Origin of the sequence: Thiosocius teredinicola, assembly GCF_002009425.1 — a bacterium.
In the GTDB taxonomy this organism is placed as follows: Bacteria; Pseudomonadota; Gammaproteobacteria; order Chromatiales; family Chromatiaceae; genus Thiosocius; species Thiosocius teredinicola.
Map to the genome: position 1 here is coordinate 4,360,998 of NZ_CP019936.1, position 17,829 is coordinate 4,378,826.

Here is a 17,829-nt window from a genome sequence, read left to right on the forward strand (position 1 = left end):
CGCTTTTTTTGGCGCTACCTCACACCAAGCCGAGCTATTAGCCATGACCATCAAAGAGAACCGCTGGGCCAACGCTTACGCTGATTTCGTTTTAAGTTTTCGCTGGCCGATCATCATCCTGCTTTTGATTGCCAGCATCGTCGGCGCGATCTTCATCCCCGATATGGATGTGCGTAACGATCCCGACACCCTGCTTCCCGAGACCAATCGCTACGTTGCCACGAACCTTTATGCCGAAAAGAACTTCGGCATGGGCAACCTGATGGTTTTCGCATTGAAGGTCAAAGAAGGCGATATCTGGCAACCCTGGTTCATCAACAAGATCCAGGACATCCATAACAAGCTGGAAGCCCTACCGCATTCTCGCCCGGCGAATTTCATCGATATCGCCGCGCAAAAGATCAAGTACATGGGCACCGACGAAAACGGTCTGGTGTTCAAACGTCTGATCCCTACCGAAGGTATCAGCGACGATCCCGAGATCGCGAAAGAGCAGCTCGCGTTTCTGCGCGAAGGTGTGAAGACCAACCCCGTCATGGCGCCGATGCTGGTGTCGATGTGGGACAAAGACGGCAACCGCTGCGCGTACGAAGACTACGATAAGGACAGCTGCATCGCCAAAGCCGCTTACGTCATCGCGGACTACACCGACGACGTCAAGGAAATGTACCTGCCGTGGGTGCGCGAAGTCCGGTCGATGATGGACGAGTACGCCCAGGACGAGCGCATCGAGTTGCTGGTCGCCGGCGAACCCTACTTCCTCGCCTGGATGCTCGCGGACCTGGTCGATCACTGGTGGTTGTTCGCCATCTCGATCGCGATCGTTATTGCGGTGTTGTGGCTGGAGTTTCGCGATTGGCGCGGCGCCGCGTTTCCGTTGATTGGCGTCGGCATGACGATCGCTATGACTTTGGGCCTGATGGGCTTTACGGCGTTCAAGCTGACCACGATGATGGTGCTGACACCGATGCTGCTGCTCGCCATCGGTATCGGGCACTCGGTGCAGGTGACGCGCCGCTTCCTGCTTGAGCATGGGCAGCGCGGCGATTGCATGCAGGCCGCGCGCGAAGCGATCCGCCATACGATCGTCCCCGCCACGCTGTCGATCGTGACGGACATGGTCGGCTTCGCCACACTCGCCAGCGTCGACATCTCGTTCTACAAAGACTACGCCTACTTCGGCGTGTTCGGCATGCTCACCCTGCTGCTGACCACAACCACCCTGATCCCGTTGCTGTTGACGGTGTTCCCGCCGTCTCAGGAATCGTGCAAGACGATGGAGAGCCACGGCTGGGAGACCGGGGTCGGTGGCTTCCTTACCCGCCTGATTTCGGGACCTGGCAAATGGGTGCCGATCGGCGTGGTGTTGCTGGTGTTTGTCGGCTCGACCTACTACACCAACCTGATGAACTGGAAGGGCATCCCGGAAGACGGCGTTAAGCTCGCAGTAGAAGGCGACTACATGCCGGGCGTGGAAAAGGGCATCAACTATGCCCGCGCCGCATTCAAGGGCAACTCACCCACATGGAAGGACCTGGTTCAGCTCAACGAGATCATGCCGGGCGTTATCTCGGTATCGATTCCCATCCGTGGGAAAGTCGAGAACTTGCCCGGATGTATCGATGACTACTTCCCCGAGTCGATCTACGACGTCGAAGACCGCACCGAAAAACTGCAGCTCTGCCAGAAGTACAAGACAGAGATGAGTTGCTGGGACAGCGAAGCCTGCGGACCGCAGGGCGTGTTCAACGATGTCGAGTTGCACACCGACATGGAGAAGATGGAAACATGGATGCGCAACCATGAGTTCATCGGCTACACCGGCTCGTACACGCAGTACGTCCGATTGGTCAACATGCTGTTGACGGCCGAACCCGGTGAGCCGACCAAGCTCAGTGATTTGGCCGTGCCCAACAAGGATTACCTGCTGGCCATCAACCCGGACGACGACCGCAGCCCGAACGAGATCGTCCAGATGTACAACGGCCTGCTCGAGGCGATGACGTCGGCCGGAGACATGGACTCGTTCGTCAACACCGAAACCTGGAACGAGGGTGTGATCCTCGGGTTCATCAATACGATGGACCCGGTCGAGACACACCAGGTCACGATGGACATCCAGCAGTACATCGAAGACCACAAGAACGACCCCGGTTTCGCAAAGGTCAATTTCGGTCTGCGTAACGCCGATAAATCCGGAGATACCAATGCACTGGCCACTGACGGGCCAGAGTATGTGCGGCCCGGCATCGGCGGCTTCCTCGGCGCAACCGAGGCGACCCGCGAAGTGGCCATGGACAACTGGCTGTTGAGCCCCATGCAGACGGCGTTGGCGATCTTCATTATCGCTGCCCTGATGTTCCGCTCGGTTCTCGTGTCGGGTCTGCTGACAGTGACGTTGCTGATCACCCTATTTGCGCAATACGGTCTCGGCGGTTACTTCACCGCGGTCGAGAACTGGTCGGGCAACCTGGCGTTTCACCTGCTGGTCACGTTGTCGATCGCCATGGGCTTGGGTGTCGACTACGGTATCTACATGGTGTCGCGACTGCGCGAGGAAATGCTGGCTACCGGCGGCAACTGGATGACCGCATTGCGTAACACCCAGAACACCACGGGGTCAGCGGTCATCGTATCGATCGTCGTGCTGCTCGGCAGCTTTATCCCGCTGGTGGGCACGACGCTCGCCAACACCTGGGGGCTCGCGGTGTATATCGGTTCAGCACTGTTCATCGATGTATTCACCGCTCTGATGCTGTTGCCGCTGATGGTCTATCTGTTCAAGCCGAAGTACGTCTTCGGCAATCACTGACCACCGTCAAAGAAAATGCCCCGGGCTAGCCGGGGCATTCTTCTAAATCAGCTCTTCAAGGCCGCGCCGTCAGGTTGCGGCATGCAATGAGTTCATCGCCTTCTGTGCGTCGCCGCCCTGTATCAGCTCCCAGTGACGCATGACCTGATCGATCGCGGTTTCAATCGCGGCCTGATCCTGTTTACCCGGTCGCGATAGCACATAGTCGACGACTGCGTCCTTGTGGCCGGGGTGGCCGATACCGATCCGTATCCGGTTGAAGTCCTTCGTGCCCAGTGCGGAACAGATATCGCGCATGCCGTTGTGTCCGCCATGGCCGCCGCCGACCTTCAAACGAACCACGCCGGGATCAAGGTCGAGTTCATCATAGGCCACCAGAATCTCGGACGGCGCGATGCGGTAGAAGCTTGCAAAAGCGCTGACCGAACGCCCACTGTGATTCATATAGGTCATCGGCTTGAGCAGCCAGCAATCGCCAGCAGGCGTAGCGATTCGCCCCACCTCGGCAGAAAACTTCTTCTCTGCCCGCAACGTGTCACCGTGCGCCCGTGCCAGCTCATCCACCAGCCAGAATCCGGCGTTATGTCGTGTCTCGGCGTACTTCGGGCCCGGGTTGCCGAGCCCCACCACGCATTTGATCGCAGGCATGAACCTTCTCCGCTAAACAAAACGGCGGCACGAGGCCGCCGTTCGTCGCTGCCTAAGCAGCCAGCGTTAACGAATAAACCGTTATTCGGTTTCTTCGCCTTCGCCCTCTTCGCCTTCTTCGGCCGAAGCGCCACCGCGTGCAGCGTGAATAGAGACAACTGCCTCATTGTGCTCTTCGACGTCGCCGTGCGTCAGAGCAACCAGCTCGACGCCTTCCGGCAGTTTGATATCGGTGAGATGCACAATGTCGCCGATTTCCATGCCACCGAGATCGATCTCGATGTACTCGGGCAGGTTCTTCGCTTCGCAGATGATCTCGACGTCGGTCAACGTGTGCGATACCTGGCCACCCGCTTTCACACCAGGCGATGTCTCTTCGTTCAGGAAGTGCAGCGGCACGTTCATCTTGATGCGGTCGCTATCGGCGACGCGCAGCAGATCCAGGTGGGTAACGAACGGCTTGGCCGGATGACGTTGCAGGTCTTTCAGCACAACCTTCTGCGCGGTGCCGTTTACATTCACTTTCAGGATGTGTGAATAGAACGCTTCGTGGTCCAGGTGCTGGATCAGCTCGTTGTGTTTGGTAGCGATCATCTCAGGGTCTTTGCCACCCCCGTAGATGATGCCCGGTACCATGCCCTCGCGACGCAGGCGGCGGCTCGCACCTTTGCCTTGATCGCTACGGGACACTGCGTTGATTTCAAAATTCTCTTGCATGTCACGTTTCTCAATTTAAGTAAAAACTCACATCCGGGGCCCGCGACCAGGCATGATCCGGATGCAGCCAATTTGGGGACAATGCCCCCGGGTCAGTCCACAAACAGCGAACTCACCGATTCCTCGTTGTTGATCCGTCGGATCGATTCGGCCAGCAGGCCGGCGATCGATAGCTGACGGATCTTCTGGCACGCCGCCGCCTCTTCGCGCAGCGGTATCGTCGACGTGACCACCAATTCATCCAGGCGCGATGCTTCGATGTTGGTGACGGCCGGCCCCGACAGCACCGGGTGGGTACAGTACGCCACCACCTTCGCAGCACCCGCATCTTTCAAAGCGCCGGCCGCCTTGCACAGCGTGCCTGCGGTGTCGACCAGGTCGTCCACCAGCACACAGGTGCGACCTCGAACATCACCGATGATGTTCATGACCTGCGCCACATTCGCCTTCGGTCGGCGCTTGTCGATAATCGCCAGGTCGGCGTCATCCAGGCGCTTCGCCAAGGCCCGGGCGCGCACCACGCCGCCGACATCCGGCGATACCACCATCAGGTCGGGATACTTCTGCCGCCAGATGTCGCCCAGCAATATCGGCGAGGCGTAGACATTGTCGACCGGGATATCGAAAAAGCCCTGGATCTGGTCTGCATGCAGATCCATCGTCAGCACCCGGTCGGCGCCTGCAGTGCCAATCATCTTCGCCGCCAGGCGCGCCGTAATCGGCACGCGCGCCGAGCGTGGCCGGCGATCCTGGCGGGCATAGCCGAAATACGGTATCACCGCTGTCACCCGCCGCACCGACGACCAGCGCAGAGCGTCGATCATCACCAACAACTCCATCAGGTTGTCGTTGGTGGGCTCGCAGGTCGGCTGTACAACGAATACGTCACGACCGCGAACATTCTCCTGGATCTCGACCATCGACTCGCCGTCACTAAACTGGCCTACCGCCGCTTTCCCCAGCGGGATATCCAGGTAGCTCGCGATATCCGTAGTCAACTGCGGATTGGCGTTACCAGAAAAAACCATCATGCCGCTGCTGGACACTGAGAACTCCCGTCTGTTTCGGCGACAAAAAAAGCTGCCTTTCGGCAACTTTACAGGTATTCGTCTTTGTGCCAACACCTTGGCGGCTCATGGCGTCTTCCGTGCCGCTTCGCGTTCCTTCAATTATGGCTGGGGCGCCAGGATTACTCGGGCTTTCGCCCTCGCCCTTCGGGCCGCCGCGCTTCGCGCGACGTTCTTGGCGCTGCGCGCCGGCGTCGAACCTCTACGGTTCTCACCCTGGCGCCGACACCCCTGGTGCCCGACCGCTTCGCGGTCTATCAATTATGGCTGGGGCGCCAGGATTCGAACCTGGGATGCCGGAGTCAAAGTCCGGTGCCTTAACCGCTTGGCCACGCCCCAATAAACTTCAATCTGCTCGCGCGCGATGCAGTGCATCCAGCAGCGGCGAACGGTTCAAACCTTGAACCACAAAACCCTCGACCCCGGCCGGTCGCGCTGCCAGCAGTGTTTCTGCGGCGCTGCGGTCGGCGCATGCTGCAAACAGGCATGCGCCCGTTCCGGTCATCCTCGCGCTTGCTTTTTCGTCAAGCCAGTCAAAGACTTGAGCGATCGCGGGGTAGCGCTTGCGCACCACGGCAAGACAGTCGTTGCCATGTTCCCCGGCGAGAAAGTCGCGTATTGTGATTCTGTCAGAATTCCTTGTCAATTCCGGGTCTTGGAACACTTTGCCGGTGTCGACGTGTACCGGCGGCGCCAACACGAGGTAGACGGGCATCTCTGGCTCGATATCGGTGAAAGCTTCGCCGACGCCTTCCGCCCACGCGGCGCGTCCGCGCACGAAGATCGGTACGTCCGCCCCCAGCTGCAATCCCAGCTCGGCAAGCCGCTCGTGATCGAGCCCAAGTCGCCACAGGTGATTCAGCGCAACCAGCGTGGTTGCGGCGTCCGAACTCCCGCCACCGAGTCCACCGCCCATCGGGATGCGCTTGGTGACATCAATATCGGCACCCAGGCGACAGCCGGTTTCCTGCTGCAGCAAGTGTGCGGCTCTGACCACGAGGTCGTTCCCGGCGGCGACACCGGCGAGCTCGCTGAGGCGATGAACCCGGCCGTCTTCGCGCACCGAGAAGGTCAGCTCATCGCAAAGGTCAATGAACTGGAAGACGGTCTGCAACAGATGGTAGCCATCCGCACGCCGACCGACGATCCGCAACAACAGGTTGAGTTTTGCCGGAGCCGGCCAGGTCGTCGTCTGACTCATCAAATATCGGCGTCTAGCCTCTCGATCGCCGACTTCACCTTGTCGCTGTCGGGCGTATGCACCAAGGCATCGCGCCACACGGCCTGGGCGTCTTCTTTTTGGCCGCTGACCCACAGCACCTCACCGAGGTGCGCTGCGATTTCGTCGTCTTTGACGATCTCCAACGCCCGCTTGAGGTACTTGGTCGCCTGCTCGAGATCGCCTTTGCGATACAACACCCAACCCATGCTATCGAGCACAGCCGGATTGTCGGGACGCAGTTTGAGCGCGCGGGCCACGTAGGCGAACGCCTCGTCGAGCCGCTCGTTGCGGTCGGCCATGGTGTAACCCAAGGCATTGAGCGCGTCGGCATGGTCGGGGTCTTCGGCGAGGATCATGCGCAGATCGCGCTCCATCCAGGCGAAATCGCCGAGCTCAACGACGTACAGCGCACGGTTGTAGCGCAGGTCGTGATTCGCCGGGAACGTCTTCAGCGCCTGCTCGTACAAGGCCAAGGCATCTTCGCGGCTGCCGTGCTTCTGCGCCAACTGAGTTTCCGCCACGTACAGATCGGCGGCCCGATCCGGGTTGGCGATACGTGCCTGTTGCAGGGTCTCGCGTGCCTCGCCCAGACGGGCGGTGCGCGCCAGAATCTGTGAGGCACGGATCACCGCATCGACCTTCAGATCGCCTCCGCGAACGGTGCGGTACAAGCCGACGGCGAGGTCGTCGTTGCCGGCCTGCTCCTCGATCTGCGCAAGGTAATAGGCCGCCTCGTCGCGTCGTTCGGGATTGCTACGCAGCTTCTGCCACAGCGGGCGGGCTTCGTCCCACGCCTCCTGCTGAGTCGCCAACATGGCGTAGCCGAAAGCGATTTCGTCATCCTTCGGCTTCAGTTCGTGCAACGCGCGGAACTGCTCGAGCGCGCGCTTGTAGTCGCTCGCATCGACCAGCATGCGCGCATAGGTCGTGCGCAGCAGCTCGCTGTCGGGGTAGCTCTTGACGCTCTCGCCCAGCAGTTCGAGTGCCTTGTCGCGCTGGCTTTGCGCCACCAGCACGCGCGCCAGCAGCACCCGCGGTTGTTCCCAATCCGGCTTGCGCTCGATGACGGCCCGCAAACGGGTCTCGGCCGTGGCGAACTCGCGATGCGCGGTTTCCAGCACGGCCAGGGCGTACAGCGATCGCACGTCGTCCGGATGGCGCTCGTGCAGGCCCTTCATCAACTGCTCGGCCGCATCTCGATCGCTCTCAACGCTCAGCGCACTTGCGGCCTGCAGGAATCCATCGTCACCGTAGGCATCGGCGATCTTGATCAGGGCGTCGAGATGTTCAGCGGCCTTGTCAGGCTGCTGGTTACGCAGGAACAGTATCGATGCCAATTGACGTGCCGAGACCGAATTCGGTGCCAGCTCGACCCAGCGACGAACCGCCGCCAGGCCGCCGGGGTAGTCCTTCAGATGGAGCGCTATGCGTGTCGCCCGTTCCGCCGCATAGGCATCGCGCGCCAGGATGGCGGCGTGCTGATAGTGGTTCTGCGCCAGCCGAAGCTCGCCGCGATGGGCGCCGATCTCACCAACCAGGTAGCTGTACACCAGGTCTTCGTCGAGTTCCCGCTTGACCGATTCCGGTTCGGGAAACGGCAGCACGACGGCGCGCTTTTCACCCGCCGGTTCGACATCCGACGCCGCCGCGTCTTTCTGCTTGAGCGACTGACAGCCCTGGGCGGCGAATAGGCATGCCAAGCCGATGATCAATAATGGTTTATTCACGGCGCTTAGATTAACGGATAGGCGGGTGCACGGGAATGGTTAAAGCCGCCTGCCGGAGGCGACGAAAGCGCGTCTGTTGCTTGCATTCAACCCTTTGATATCTCAAAATTTCTATTCCCTTAACGAAAGCCGTGACGGCCGTCATGCCCCTGCTTGCCATCGGACTCAACCATACAACCGCGCCGGTAAATATCCGCGAACGCCTGACGTTCGGCCCGGATATCATCGTCGCGGCGTTGCGCAGTCTGACTGAACTTGCCGGCGTACACGAGGCGGTCATCCTGTCGACCTGCAACCGCACCGAGGTGTACTGCCACGCCGATGCCGATGCACAGGAAACGACCCGCGAATGGCTCGCCGAGTTCCATGGCCTGGCGGTGGAGGATATCTCACCTTACCTGTACGTCCATGAAGAACGTCATGTAATCGGGCACCTGTTGTCGGTGGCGAGTGGACTGGATTCGCTGGTACTGGGCGAGCCGCAGATCCTCGGTCAGGTGAAATCGGCCTTCCAGACGGCAAGCGATGCCGGTCGTACCGGCAAGATGCTTACCCGCCTGTTCCAGCATGCGTTCACCACGGCCAAGCAGGTGCGCACCGATACCGCGATCGGCGACAGCCCGGTATCGGTGGCGTTCGCCGCGGTCAGCCTCGCGCGCCAGATCTTCGCCGACCTGTCGCAGCAGACGGCGATGTTGATCGGCGCCGGTGAAACCGTCGAACTGGCCGCGCGGCATCTGGTGCAGAACGGCATCGGCCGACTGATCGTCGCCAACCGCACGATCGCCAATGCGCAAGAACTGGCCACCCAGTTCGATGCCTATGCGATCGGTCTTACCGAGATTCCGACCCACCTGCCCGAAGCAGACATCGTGATCGCATCGACCGCCAGCCCGGTGCCCATACTCGGCAAAGGCACGGTCGAAAGTGCACTGAAGAAGCGTCGCCACCAGCCCATCTTCATGGTGGACATCGCCGTACCGCGCGATATCGAGGCCGAGGTGGCATCGCTCGATGACGTCTACCTGTACACCGTGGACGATCTCGACGAGGTCATTCAAGGCAATCTGCGCTCCCGCCAGGAAGCCGCCGAGCAGGCCAAAGAAATCATCCGCTTTCAGGTCGATGAGTTCCTCGGCTGGATGCGCTCACTCGATGCCGTCAGCCTGATCCAGGACTACCGCAAACAGGCCTGCAACGTACGCGACGAAGTGCTGGCCAAGGCCCTGCGAATGCTCGAAGGCGGCAAACCGCCGGAAGAGGTGCTGGCATTCCTCGCCCAAACACTGACCAACAAGCTGTTGCACACGCCCAGCACCCAACTGCGCGAGGCGGGCAGCCTGGGGCGCCACGAACTGCTCGAGGCGGCCAACGCCTTGTTCCAACTGGGACACGGCAAGCCGGGTAAGGATTAGCTGCGCTCAGCACGCTAGCGGCGCTGCACCGACAGCAGCGCAACCTTCTACCGCCATCATCACCCTCACCCCGTATCCGCCGAGCCATGAAAGCCAGCATCCGTAGCAAACTCGAACACATCAACGATCGCTTCCATGAGATCACAGCCCTGCTGGCCGAGCCTGCCGTTCAGGCGGACAACAACCAGTTCCGCGGCCTGAGCCAGGAATACGCGCAGATCGAGCCGGTCAGCCAGGCCTATCAGAAGTTCATCGATGCCGAATCGGAACTGCACAGCGCCGAAGAGATGCTGAACGATCCGGAGATGGCCGAGTTGGCCGAAGACGCGATCGGCGAGGCGCGCGAAACGCTGGCGACACTCGAACCCGAACTGCAACGTCTGCTATTGCCGCGCGATCCCAACGACGAGCGCAACGTCTATCTCGAAGTACGTGCCGGCACCGGCGGCGCCGAGGCGGCGCTGTTCGCGGCCGACCTGCTACGCATGTACCTGCGCTACGCCGAACAGAATCGCTGGAAGACCGAGATGATCAGCGAGAGTGCCGGCGAACTCGGCGGATACAAAGAGGTCGTCGTCAGGATCATCGGCCAGGGCGTTTATTCGCGCTTGAAGTTCGAGTCCGGCGCACACCGCGTGCAGCGCGTGCCCGAAACCGAATCACAGGGCCGCATCCATACCTCGGCGTGCACGGTGGCGATACTGCCGGAGGCCGAAACGGTCGACGAGTTCGACATCAACCCCAACGATCTGCGCATCGACACCTACCGCTCATCCGGTGCGGGCGGTCAGCACGTCAACACCACCGATTCGGCCGTGCGCATCACCCACCTGCCGACCGGTGTCGTCGTCGAATGCCAGGACGAGCGATCGCAACACAAGAACAAGGCACGCGCGATGTCGTTGCTGCAGTCCAAGCTGCTGGCCGCGGCACAGGCCGATGCCGCGGCCACGCGCGCCGAAGACCGTCGCCTGCAGGTCGGCAGCGGCGACCGCTCGGAACGTATCCGCACCTACAACTTCCCGCAGAACCGGCTGACCGATCACCGCATCAACCTGACGCTGTACAAGCTCGACGAGATCATGGAGGGCGGGCTCGACCACGTGGTCGAACCACTACGCCACGAATACCAGGCCGAGCTGCTCGCCAGCCTCGGCGACGAATGAGCCAAACCATTCGAGAGCATCTGCGGCTAAACGCCGAGCGGCTCGGCAGTGCGGCCGAGCAACCGTTGCTCGACGCCCAGGTACTGCTGGCGCACGTGCTGGAGAAGGATCGCAGCTGGCTGTACGCCCACGCCGACGACCCACTGCCGGCCACTGCACAGGCGGTTTTCGAGCAACTGATCGAACAACGCGCCGCCGGGCACCCGGTTGCCCACCTCACAGGCCGGCGCGCGTTCTGGGCACTCGAACTCGAGGTGAGTACCGACACCCTGATACCCCGGCCAGAGACCGAGCTACTCATCGAAACCGTGTTGCAAGCGGACCTGCCTGAGGAAGCCGCAGTGCTCGACCTGGGCACCGGCAGCGGCGCAATAGCCCTGGCTATCGCCTATGAACGGCCGCGCTGGCAGATCACTGCCGTCGATCGCTCGGTCGCCGCCCTGGACGTCGCCCGCCGCAATCTCGAACGCCTGCAGCTTAAGAACGTCAGCTTGCTGCACGGCGACTGGTTCAATGCACTGCCCGCCGGTTCGCGGTTCGACGCCATCGTCAGCAATCCGCCTTATATTGCCGAACGCGATCCGCACCTGGCGCACGGCGACGTGCGCTTCGAACCACGCGAGGCCCTGGTCTCGGGCGCTGACGGACTGGACGATATCCGCCATCTCGTCGCCCACGCCGCCACCTATCTGAAGCCCGAGGGCTGGCTGTGGCTGGAACACGGCTATGACCAGGGCGACGCGGTGGCCGGGCTGCTGCACCAATACGCCTACCGTGCAGTCACCGGGAATCGCGATCTGGCGGGAAACGCGCGCGTATCGGGAGGACAGCGCCAAAGCTGACACCGGTCCGCTTCCGTCCACGCTACCCTTGACCACCAGCGCCTTTCGGCACAGCATTGGCCAAATGGACGATCAAGGCAGCAGCCTGTTCAAGCGGCGCGAAGTCGCATTCTGCACTCTCCACCCCGACCCCAACCAGGCCGGATCCGCCGCCGTCTTGCTCGTCGACATCGAAGGCATCCAGAACGTCGAGGTCATCAGCCCGAGCACCTTGCAGATCTCGTATCATCTACTGGCGATCTGCCTAGCCGACATCGAGCAATTCCTCGAACAAAACGGCTTTCACCTGGATAACCGACTGACCACCAAAATCCGCCGTGCGCTGTATCACTACACCGAAGAAACCCAGCGGGCCAATCTCGGCTGCGCCAAAGGCGACGCCAACTGCACGCAGAAGGTGTTCGTCAGCCGCTACCAGAAACGCGATCACGGCTGCCAGGACGACCGTCCCGACCATTGGCGCCGCTATCTCTGAGCAATATCCGCCGCCGCTGAGCGTCGGCAGAACCACCGCACCGCGCACGGAATCATTGAACGATGGATGACGACGCGCTGCTGCGCTACAGCCGACAGATACTGCTGCCCGAACTCAGCGTCGAGGGTCAGCAACGATTACTCGATGCCCGGGCCTTGGTGATCGGCCTCGGCGGGCTCGGTTCACCGGTCGCGATGTATCTCGGCGCCGCCGGCGTCGGCACGCTGCACCTTGTCGACGACGACGAGGTCGACCTGAGCAACCTGCAGCGTCAGGTGATACACACCACCGACCGCATCGGTATGTCCAAGGTCGAATCCGCAGCGCTCACCCTGAACGGCCTCAACCCGAGCACGCACGTGCTGCCGAGCAAACAGCGCCTGTCGGGCGACACCTTGCACGAGGCCGTCGCAGCGGCCGACGTGGTACTCGATTGCAGCGACAACTTCGACACCCGGTTCGCGGTCAACGCCGCCTGCCACGACACACAGACACCGTTGGTTTCTGGCGCTGCAATCCGCTGGGACGCGCAGATCAGCGTGTTTTCCGGCAAACCCGGCGAGCCCTGCTACCGCTGCCTGTATACCGAAGACGGTGAACAGGATCTGCGTTGCAGTGAAAACGGCGTGATTGCTCCACTGGTCGGCATCATCGGCGCGATGCAGGCGCTCGAGGCGATCAAGCTGATCACCGGGGTCGGCGAGACGCTCACCGGCCGCCTGTTGATCCTCGATGCACTGCGTATGCAGTGGCGCGAACTGCGCCTGCGCGCCGACCCGAATTGCCCGGTGTGCGGCCAGCAGCACACGGCATGATTCTGTTCATCCACGGTTTCGGCAGCTGCGGCTGGGGCGACAAGTCGCTAACCCTGCGCCGTCACTTCGGCATCGAGCACGTGATCGCGCCGGATCTGCCGTTCTGCCCCGAACGCGCGATCGCTCACCTGCGCGACTTGATCGACCGCTACGCCGTCAAGGCCGTGGTCGGCTCATCGCTGGGCGGCTACTACGCCACCTATCTGAACGCCGAAAGGCCACTGCCGACCGTGTTGATCAACCCGGCCATCGAGCCGCATGCGCTACTGCACGACTACCTGGGAGAACACCAGCGTTGGTGCGACGGCATGCGGTTTCGCGTGATACCCGCGTTCCTGCAGACCCTGATCGACATGCGTCGCGACAGCCTGGGCGACGACGAACGCTATCTTGTGCTGCTGCAGACCGCCGACGAGGTACTCGACTACCGCCTCGCCCAGGCGTTCTACGCGGATAAAGACATCGACGTGACCGAAGGCGGCAGCCACCGGTTCGAACACCTGCAAGCCCATCTGCCGCGCATCACCGCGTGGCTGGACGAACAAACCAAGGCACATGGCTAAGAAACCCAGACCCCCACTCGACCTCGACCGGCTGCGCCAGGACATCGTGTTCAGCGACAACCTGCTCGGTCACGATTTGACGTTCCACACCACCTGGGGATTGTTCTCACCCAAAGGCATCGACGAAGGCAGCCGCCTGCTACTGGACCACCTCGAGGTCAGGCCCGACGATCGCGCGATCGACCTGGGCTGCGGCTACGGACCACTGGGTCTGGCGATCGCCAAGTCGGCGCCCGAAGGCGCCTGTCTGATGGTCGACAAAGATTTTGTCGCCGTCGAATACGCCAACGCCAATGCCAAGCGCAATCACATCAACAACGCGCACGCCATGTTGAGCGACGGCCTTAAACATATACCTGATCAATCGTTCACATTGGCGGTCACCAATCTACCGGCGAAAACGAGCAAAGAGCACTACTATTTATTCTTTAACGACATCTATGAACACCTTGAACCGGGCGGTCGTTTTTATGTAGTCGTGATCAGCGGGCTGCGCCAGTTTATCGCCCGTAGTTTTGAGGAAATATTCAATAACCACCGCAAGATCAAGCAAGGAAAGCAATACACGGTAGCCCTGGCCGTCAAGAAATAAATAATGAGAAAAAAGGATTCAAGTTCCGCCGCTGCGGGTCCGATAAACCCGCCATTGGATACGGAATGAAGTAAGCGTCTAGAGGGAGCGCATCGATGAGCCTTAATGCGAGTGACCTGAATGTAGACACCGCGGCCGAATATCTCAGACTGGTCATACCGCTGCTGTCGCGACATAAAGTCCCTGCAACCCCCCACAACTACGCCATCTGGTACACCTACGTCAGCGGCGACCATCCGGCACTCAAGGCCGAGATCGATGCGCTGATCGCCGAAGGCAAGGCCTTCACACCGGCACTGAACGCGCAACTCTACCGCCAGTTCGTCGCCGAGATGGACCTCGACAATATCGAACGCGTGGGCACCGACCTGAGCACCATCATCGAAGAGGTCGGCTCTTCGCTGAGCAGCGCCAGCAACGACGCCGGTGCGTTCGAAGGGGCCTTGATCGAGATCGCCGAGGACGTTTCGAAGAAAGATGATCTGGGTGAGATCCGCAAACTGCTCGAAACGCTGGTCGATGAGACGCGCGCGATGCGTAAAACCACCAGCAGCATCCAGGCGAACTTCGAAACCAAGAGCTGCGAGGTCCAGGAGCTTCGCGAGCAATTGAAGCAGGAGCGCGCACGCGCGCTGACCGATCCCCTGACCGGCCTGTACAACCGCTTCGCCCTGATGGAAAAGCTGCAGGCGGCCACTGGCGAAATCAGCAACGATGAGCCCTTGTCGATCATCATGCTGGATATCGACCGCTTCAAGACCATCAACGACGAACACGGCCACCTGATCGGAGACCGCGTGATCCGTTTCGTCGCGCAGATCCTGCAGCGCAACGTGAAAGGTCAGGACACGGCGGCACGCTTTGGTGGCGAAGAATTCACCGTGTTGCTGCCGGCCACGCCGCTGGCAGGTGCCGAGGCGGTGGCCGAAGTCATTCGCAAGGCGGTATCCAAGGCGCAGTTGGTACGCGCAGACACCAAGCAACCGATCGGCCAGATCACGATCTCGGCCGGTGTCGCCACGTTCAATCAGGATGAAGACGTCGAGCGCTTTATCGAACGTGCCGACCGTGCTCTGTATCAGTCGAAGAACGATGGTCGTGACCGGGTAACGGTCGCCACCTCGTAAGCCGGCCGGACCTAAGCCAACCCGCGCGCCAGCCAGGGGCCGATGATACGGCTGACGCCAACCGGCAGCTTCTTCCACGCGTTGATGAACAGGCGATACTTTGGGTTGTTCGGATTGAGGTCGGGCATCTCGGTCGCCTTGACCAGATGGTATTCGTAGTTCAGCGGCGTCGGCTCGAAACCCCAGTGTTTCTTGAAACGGTACGAACCCGTATCGATCTTGCTGCGTCCGAAATCGAATACCCGGCAGCCGCGCTCGACCGCACGGTGCATCACTTCCCAGTACATGAAATCGTTGGCCGCCAGGTTGCGCGCCTCTGAGATGCCGCCGCCGTAGAACGGCAACACCTGGTCGCGGAAGTAGTAGTTCATTACCGACGCAACCACCTGCCCTTCGTGAAAGATTGTCACGACATCGACATCGTCGCCGAACTCTTTGCGGATTGCGGCGAAGTGGCTCTTGGGAAACACCGGCGTACCCAGATTGCGCACGCTGTGCGAGTAGGCCTCGTACAGATTGTCGATGCCGTCGTCGAGTTCACCGACCAGGCCGGCCTTGATGCCCTTGCGCACCATCGCGCGCTGCTTGCGCGGAATCGCCTGCATGTTTTCATCGTGCTCGGCGCTGAGTTCGCGCTTGAAGGTTACGTACAGCCCTTCCTTGCGCAGCCAATCGTCACGCATCGGCCGTTCGTTGCGCGCCTCGAGGTGATCGACCTTCAGCTGCCGGGCAAGCTGCATGGCGCGCTGTTCCAACGCCTCACGCGCCGCATCATCGTCGGCCAGCACACCGCCATAGACGCAGAAGGGCACCGAGATCAGCGAGTGGCCAAACAGCAGGTGCTTGACCTCGCCGAGCGGAAACACACCGACAATGGCCCCATCGCGTTCGGCCAGCAGGTAGTGACCCGGGTAGCGGTAATTCGACTCGATCAGGCGCTTCCAGCCGTAGCGGTGGAAGAAGGTGCCCTCGGCATGGGCCAGCACATAGTCGTCCCAGGCTTGCGCGTCGACCTCCGTCGCCGCTCGGATCTGAATTTCGTTTGCCACCTGTTACCTGCTTGTATCGAACTTCACCGTGCGATGCGGCATTCTCGTGTGCCGCCCGGCGCCTACTTTGAACGGGCTATGTTGCGAACTGTTTGCGGCAGCCCTGCACTGTGACTTTAACCGCCGAGCTTCTTGCGCAGCAGCTCGTTGACCTGCTGCGGGTTCGCCTTGCCTTGCGATTTCTTCATGATCTGACCGACGAAGAAACCCAGCATCTTCGGCTGCTTCGCCGGATCGGCATTGCGGAAATTCTCGACCTGGTCGGGGTTCGCCGCGATCACCTCGTCGACCAGCGCTTCGATCGCGCCGCTGTCGGTGATCTGCTTGAGCCCTTTGGCCTCGATCACCTCGTCCGCACTGCCTTCGCCGTCCCACATCGCGGCGAACACGTCCTTGGCGATCTTGCCCGAGATGGTGTTGTCCTTGATGCGCGCGACCAGCTGACCGAGCGCGTCGGCATCCACCGGGCTCTCGGTGATCTCCATCGTCGCCTTGTTCAGGGCCGCAGCGAGTTCGCCCATTACCCAGTTGGCGGCCAGCTTGGCATCGCCGCTCACCTTGGCTACCGTCTCGTAGTAATCGGCCTGGGCACGCGTCGAGGTCATCACCTCGGCATCGTAGGCCGACAACCCATAGTCGGCCTCGAAGCGCGTACGCCGCGCATCCGGCAGCTCCGGCATGCTGGCGATCACATCGGCGATGAACGCCTCGTCGATCTCCAGCGGCAACAGATCGGGATCGGGGAAGTAGCGATAGTCGTTGGCCTCTTCCTTGGTGCGCATCGAACGCGTCTCGTCCTTGTTCGCATCGTACAAGCGCGTTTCCTGAATCACCTTGCCGCCGTCTTCGATCAGGTCGATCTGGCGTTCGACCTCGAAGTTGATCGCCTTTTCGAGGAAGCGGAACGAGTTGATGTTCTTCAGCTCGGCACGTGTACCGAATTCCTGCTGGCCCTTGGGCCGCACCGACACGTTGGCATCCATGCGGAACGAGCCTTCCTGCATGTTGCCGTCGCAGATGCCGATATAGGTCACGATCTGGTGGATCTTCTTGGCATACGCCACGGCCTCTTTGGCCGAACGCATGTCGGGTTCGGAAACGATCTCGAGCAGTGGCGTACCGGCGCGGTTCAGATCGATGCCGGTCATGCCGTGAAAATCTTCGTGCAGTGACTTGCCGGCATCCTCTTCGAGGTGCGCACGGGTGACGCCAATCGTCTTGGTTTCGCCGTCGTCCAGCATGATATCGACCTCGCCGACACCGACCACCGGCAGCTCGTACTGGCTGATCTGGTAGCCCTTCGGCAGATCGGGGTAGAAGTAGTTCTTGCGCGCGAACACCGAGCGATCGGCAACATGCGCACCGATCGCCTTGCCGAAGCGCACCGCGCAGCGCACCGCCTCTTTGTTCAAGACGGGCAGCACACCGGGCATACCCAGGTCGATCAGCGAGGCCTGGGTGTTGGGATCGGCACCAAACGCGGTGGACGAACCCGAGAAGATCTTCGACTTGGTGGCGAGCTGAGTGTGAATCTCAAGCCCGATGACGGTTTCCCATTGCATGTCTTCTTACCTGAATAAACGCTGCGAGCG

Annotated in this window: 16 protein-coding genes, 1 tRNA gene and 1 other RNA gene; 9 read left to right on the forward strand and 9 right to left on the reverse strand. The window is 61.0% G+C overall.

Annotated features, from left to right (window positions below):
* Positions 1-43: 43 nt before the first annotated feature.
* Complete coding sequence (locus B1781_RS20595; RefSeq protein WP_078121449.1) at positions 44-2,812, forward strand: efflux RND transporter permease subunit; 2,769 nt, start codon at positions 44-46, stop codon at positions 2,810-2,812.
* A 69-nt stretch (positions 2,813-2,881) separates the two neighbouring features.
* On the opposite strand, the gene pth is transcribed toward B1781_RS20595, so the two are convergent.
* The 7 genes from pth to B1781_RS20630 all read right to left on the reverse strand — a co-directional run bounded on the left by pth (position 2,882) and on the right by B1781_RS20630 (position 8,193).
* Positions 2,882-3,460 (reverse strand): aminoacyl-tRNA hydrolase, encoded by a 579-nt coding sequence (gene pth / locus B1781_RS20600; protein ID WP_078121450.1) that lies wholly within the window; start codon positions 3,458-3,460, stop codon positions 2,882-2,884.
* 81 nt (positions 3,461-3,541) lie between these two features.
* The gene (locus B1781_RS20605; protein ID WP_078121451.1) at positions 3,542-4,177 is read right to left on the reverse strand and encodes a 50S ribosomal protein L25/general stress protein Ctc; all 636 of its coding nucleotides are present in this window, start codon (positions 4,175-4,177) and stop codon (positions 3,542-3,544) included.
* A gap of 92 nt (positions 4,178-4,269) precedes the next feature.
* On the reverse strand, positions 4,270-5,208 hold the full coding sequence (locus B1781_RS20610) for a ribose-phosphate diphosphokinase (RefSeq protein WP_174575421.1): 939 nt from the start codon (positions 5,206-5,208) through the stop codon (positions 4,270-4,272).
* Positions 5,209-5,349: 141 nt separating this feature from the next.
* Positions 5,350-5,480: non-coding RNA, RtT sRNA (locus B1781_RS20615), on the reverse strand.
* Between the two features lie 28 nt (positions 5,481-5,508).
* Positions 5,509-5,583 (reverse strand) — tRNA-Gln (locus B1781_RS20620).
* Between the two features lie 7 nt (positions 5,584-5,590).
* Positions 5,591-6,445 (reverse strand): 4-(cytidine 5'-diphospho)-2-C-methyl-D-erythritol kinase, encoded by an 855-nt coding sequence (gene ispE / locus B1781_RS20625; RefSeq protein WP_078121453.1) that lies wholly within the window; start codon positions 6,443-6,445, stop codon positions 5,591-5,593.
* A complete protein-coding gene (locus B1781_RS20630) occupies positions 6,445-8,193 on the reverse strand; it encodes a tetratricopeptide repeat protein (RefSeq protein ID WP_125932202.1) in 1,749 nt (582 codons plus the stop codon). Before B1781_RS20630 ends, ispE begins: the two co-directional genes overlap by 1 nt.
* 143 nt (positions 8,194-8,336) lie before the next feature.
* On the opposite strand from B1781_RS20630, the gene hemA reads away from it, so the two are divergent.
* The 8 genes from hemA to B1781_RS20670 all read left to right on the forward strand — a co-directional run bounded on the left by hemA (position 8,337) and on the right by B1781_RS20670 (position 15,188).
* Entirely contained in the window at positions 8,337-9,608 is a 1,272-nt protein-coding gene (hemA, locus tag B1781_RS20635) for a glutamyl-tRNA reductase (protein ID WP_078122166.1), read from the forward strand.
* An 86-nt stretch (positions 9,609-9,694) separates the two neighbouring features.
* Positions 9,695-10,774, forward strand: coding sequence for a peptide chain release factor 1 (prfA, locus tag B1781_RS20640; RefSeq protein WP_078121455.1), 1,080 nt, complete (start codon positions 9,695-9,697; stop codon positions 10,772-10,774).
* A complete protein-coding gene (gene prmC, locus B1781_RS20645) occupies positions 10,771-11,616 on the forward strand; it encodes a peptide chain release factor N(5)-glutamine methyltransferase (protein WP_078121456.1) in 846 nt (281 codons plus the stop codon). The genes prfA and prmC overlap by 4 nt, the downstream gene beginning before the upstream one ends.
* 64 nt (positions 11,617-11,680) lie before the next feature.
* Entirely contained in the window at positions 11,681-12,091 is a 411-nt protein-coding gene (locus B1781_RS20650) for a hypothetical protein (RefSeq protein WP_078121457.1), read from the forward strand.
* Positions 12,092-12,153: 62 nt separating this feature from the next.
* On the forward strand, positions 12,154-12,906 hold the full coding sequence (locus tag B1781_RS20655; protein WP_078121458.1) for a HesA/MoeB/ThiF family protein: 753 nt from the start codon (positions 12,154-12,156) through the stop codon (positions 12,904-12,906).
* Complete coding sequence (locus B1781_RS20660; protein WP_078121459.1) at positions 12,903-13,469, forward strand: YqiA/YcfP family alpha/beta fold hydrolase; 567 nt, start codon at positions 12,903-12,905, stop codon at positions 13,467-13,469. The genes B1781_RS20655 and B1781_RS20660 overlap by 4 nt, the downstream gene beginning before the upstream one ends.
* Positions 13,462-14,061: a class I SAM-dependent methyltransferase gene (locus B1781_RS20665; RefSeq protein WP_078121460.1), complete on the forward strand. Its 600-nt coding sequence runs from the start codon at positions 13,462-13,464 to the stop codon at positions 14,059-14,061. Before B1781_RS20660 ends, B1781_RS20665 begins: the two co-directional genes overlap by 8 nt.
* A gap of 95 nt (positions 14,062-14,156) precedes the next feature.
* Positions 14,157-15,188 carry a GGDEF domain-containing protein gene (locus tag B1781_RS20670; RefSeq protein WP_078121461.1) on the forward strand — a complete coding sequence of 344 codons (1,032 nt, stop codon included), beginning with the start codon at positions 14,157-14,159 and terminating at the stop codon, positions 15,186-15,188.
* An 11-nt stretch (positions 15,189-15,199) separates the two neighbouring features.
* Here the strand turns inward: B1781_RS20670 and B1781_RS20675 are convergent, their stop codons facing one another.
* Positions 15,200-16,237, reverse strand: a complete 1,038-nt coding sequence (locus B1781_RS20675; protein ID WP_078121462.1) for a FemAB family XrtA/PEP-CTERM system-associated protein — start codon at positions 16,235-16,237, stop codon at positions 15,200-15,202.
* A gap of 116 nt (positions 16,238-16,353) precedes the next feature.
* On the reverse strand, positions 16,354-17,799 hold the full coding sequence (gatB, locus tag B1781_RS20680) for an Asp-tRNA(Asn)/Glu-tRNA(Gln) amidotransferase subunit GatB (RefSeq protein WP_078121463.1): 1,446 nt from the start codon (positions 17,797-17,799) through the stop codon (positions 16,354-16,356).
* Positions 17,800-17,829 lie beyond the last annotated feature (30 nt).

Excerpts from the sequence above, each read along its gene's own strand:
- B1781_RS20610 (WP_174575421.1), bottom strand. The coding sequence starts at position 5,208 with ATGATGGTTTTTTCTGGTAACGCCAATCCGCAGTTGACTACGGATATC.
- gatB (WP_078121463.1), bottom strand. The coding sequence starts at position 17,799 with ATGCAATGGGAAACCGTCATCGGGCTTGAGATTCACACTCAGCTCGCC.
- B1781_RS20670 (WP_078121461.1), top strand. The coding sequence starts at position 14,157 with ATGAGCCTTAATGCGAGTGACCTGAATGTAGACACCGCGGCCGAATAT.
- B1781_RS20655 (WP_078121458.1), top strand. The coding sequence starts at position 12,154 with ATGGATGACGACGCGCTGCTGCGCTACAGCCGACAGATACTGCTGCCC.
- prmC (WP_078121456.1), top strand. The coding sequence starts at position 10,771 with ATGAGCCAAACCATTCGAGAGCATCTGCGGCTAAACGCCGAGCGGCTC.
- pth (WP_078121450.1), bottom strand. The coding sequence starts at position 3,460 with ATGCCTGCGATCAAATGCGTGGTGGGGCTCGGCAACCCGGGCCCGAAG.
- B1781_RS20650 (WP_078121457.1), top strand. The coding sequence starts at position 11,681 with ATGGACGATCAAGGCAGCAGCCTGTTCAAGCGGCGCGAAGTCGCATTC.
- ispE (WP_078121453.1), bottom strand. The coding sequence starts at position 6,445 with ATGAGTCAGACGACGACCTGGCCGGCTCCGGCAAAACTCAACCTGTTG.
- B1781_RS20605 (WP_078121451.1), bottom strand. The coding sequence starts at position 4,177 with ATGCAAGAGAATTTTGAAATCAACGCAGTGTCCCGTAGCGATCAAGGC.
- B1781_RS20665 (WP_078121460.1), top strand. The coding sequence starts at position 13,462 with ATGGCTAAGAAACCCAGACCCCCACTCGACCTCGACCGGCTGCGCCAG.
- prfA (WP_078121455.1), top strand. The coding sequence starts at position 9,695 with ATGAAAGCCAGCATCCGTAGCAAACTCGAACACATCAACGATCGCTTC.
- hemA (WP_078122166.1), top strand. The coding sequence starts at position 8,337 with ATGCCCCTGCTTGCCATCGGACTCAACCATACAACCGCGCCGGTAAAT.
- B1781_RS20660 (WP_078121459.1), top strand. The coding sequence starts at position 12,903 with ATGATTCTGTTCATCCACGGTTTCGGCAGCTGCGGCTGGGGCGACAAG.
- B1781_RS20595 (WP_078121449.1), top strand. The coding sequence starts at position 44 with ATGACCATCAAAGAGAACCGCTGGGCCAACGCTTACGCTGATTTCGTT.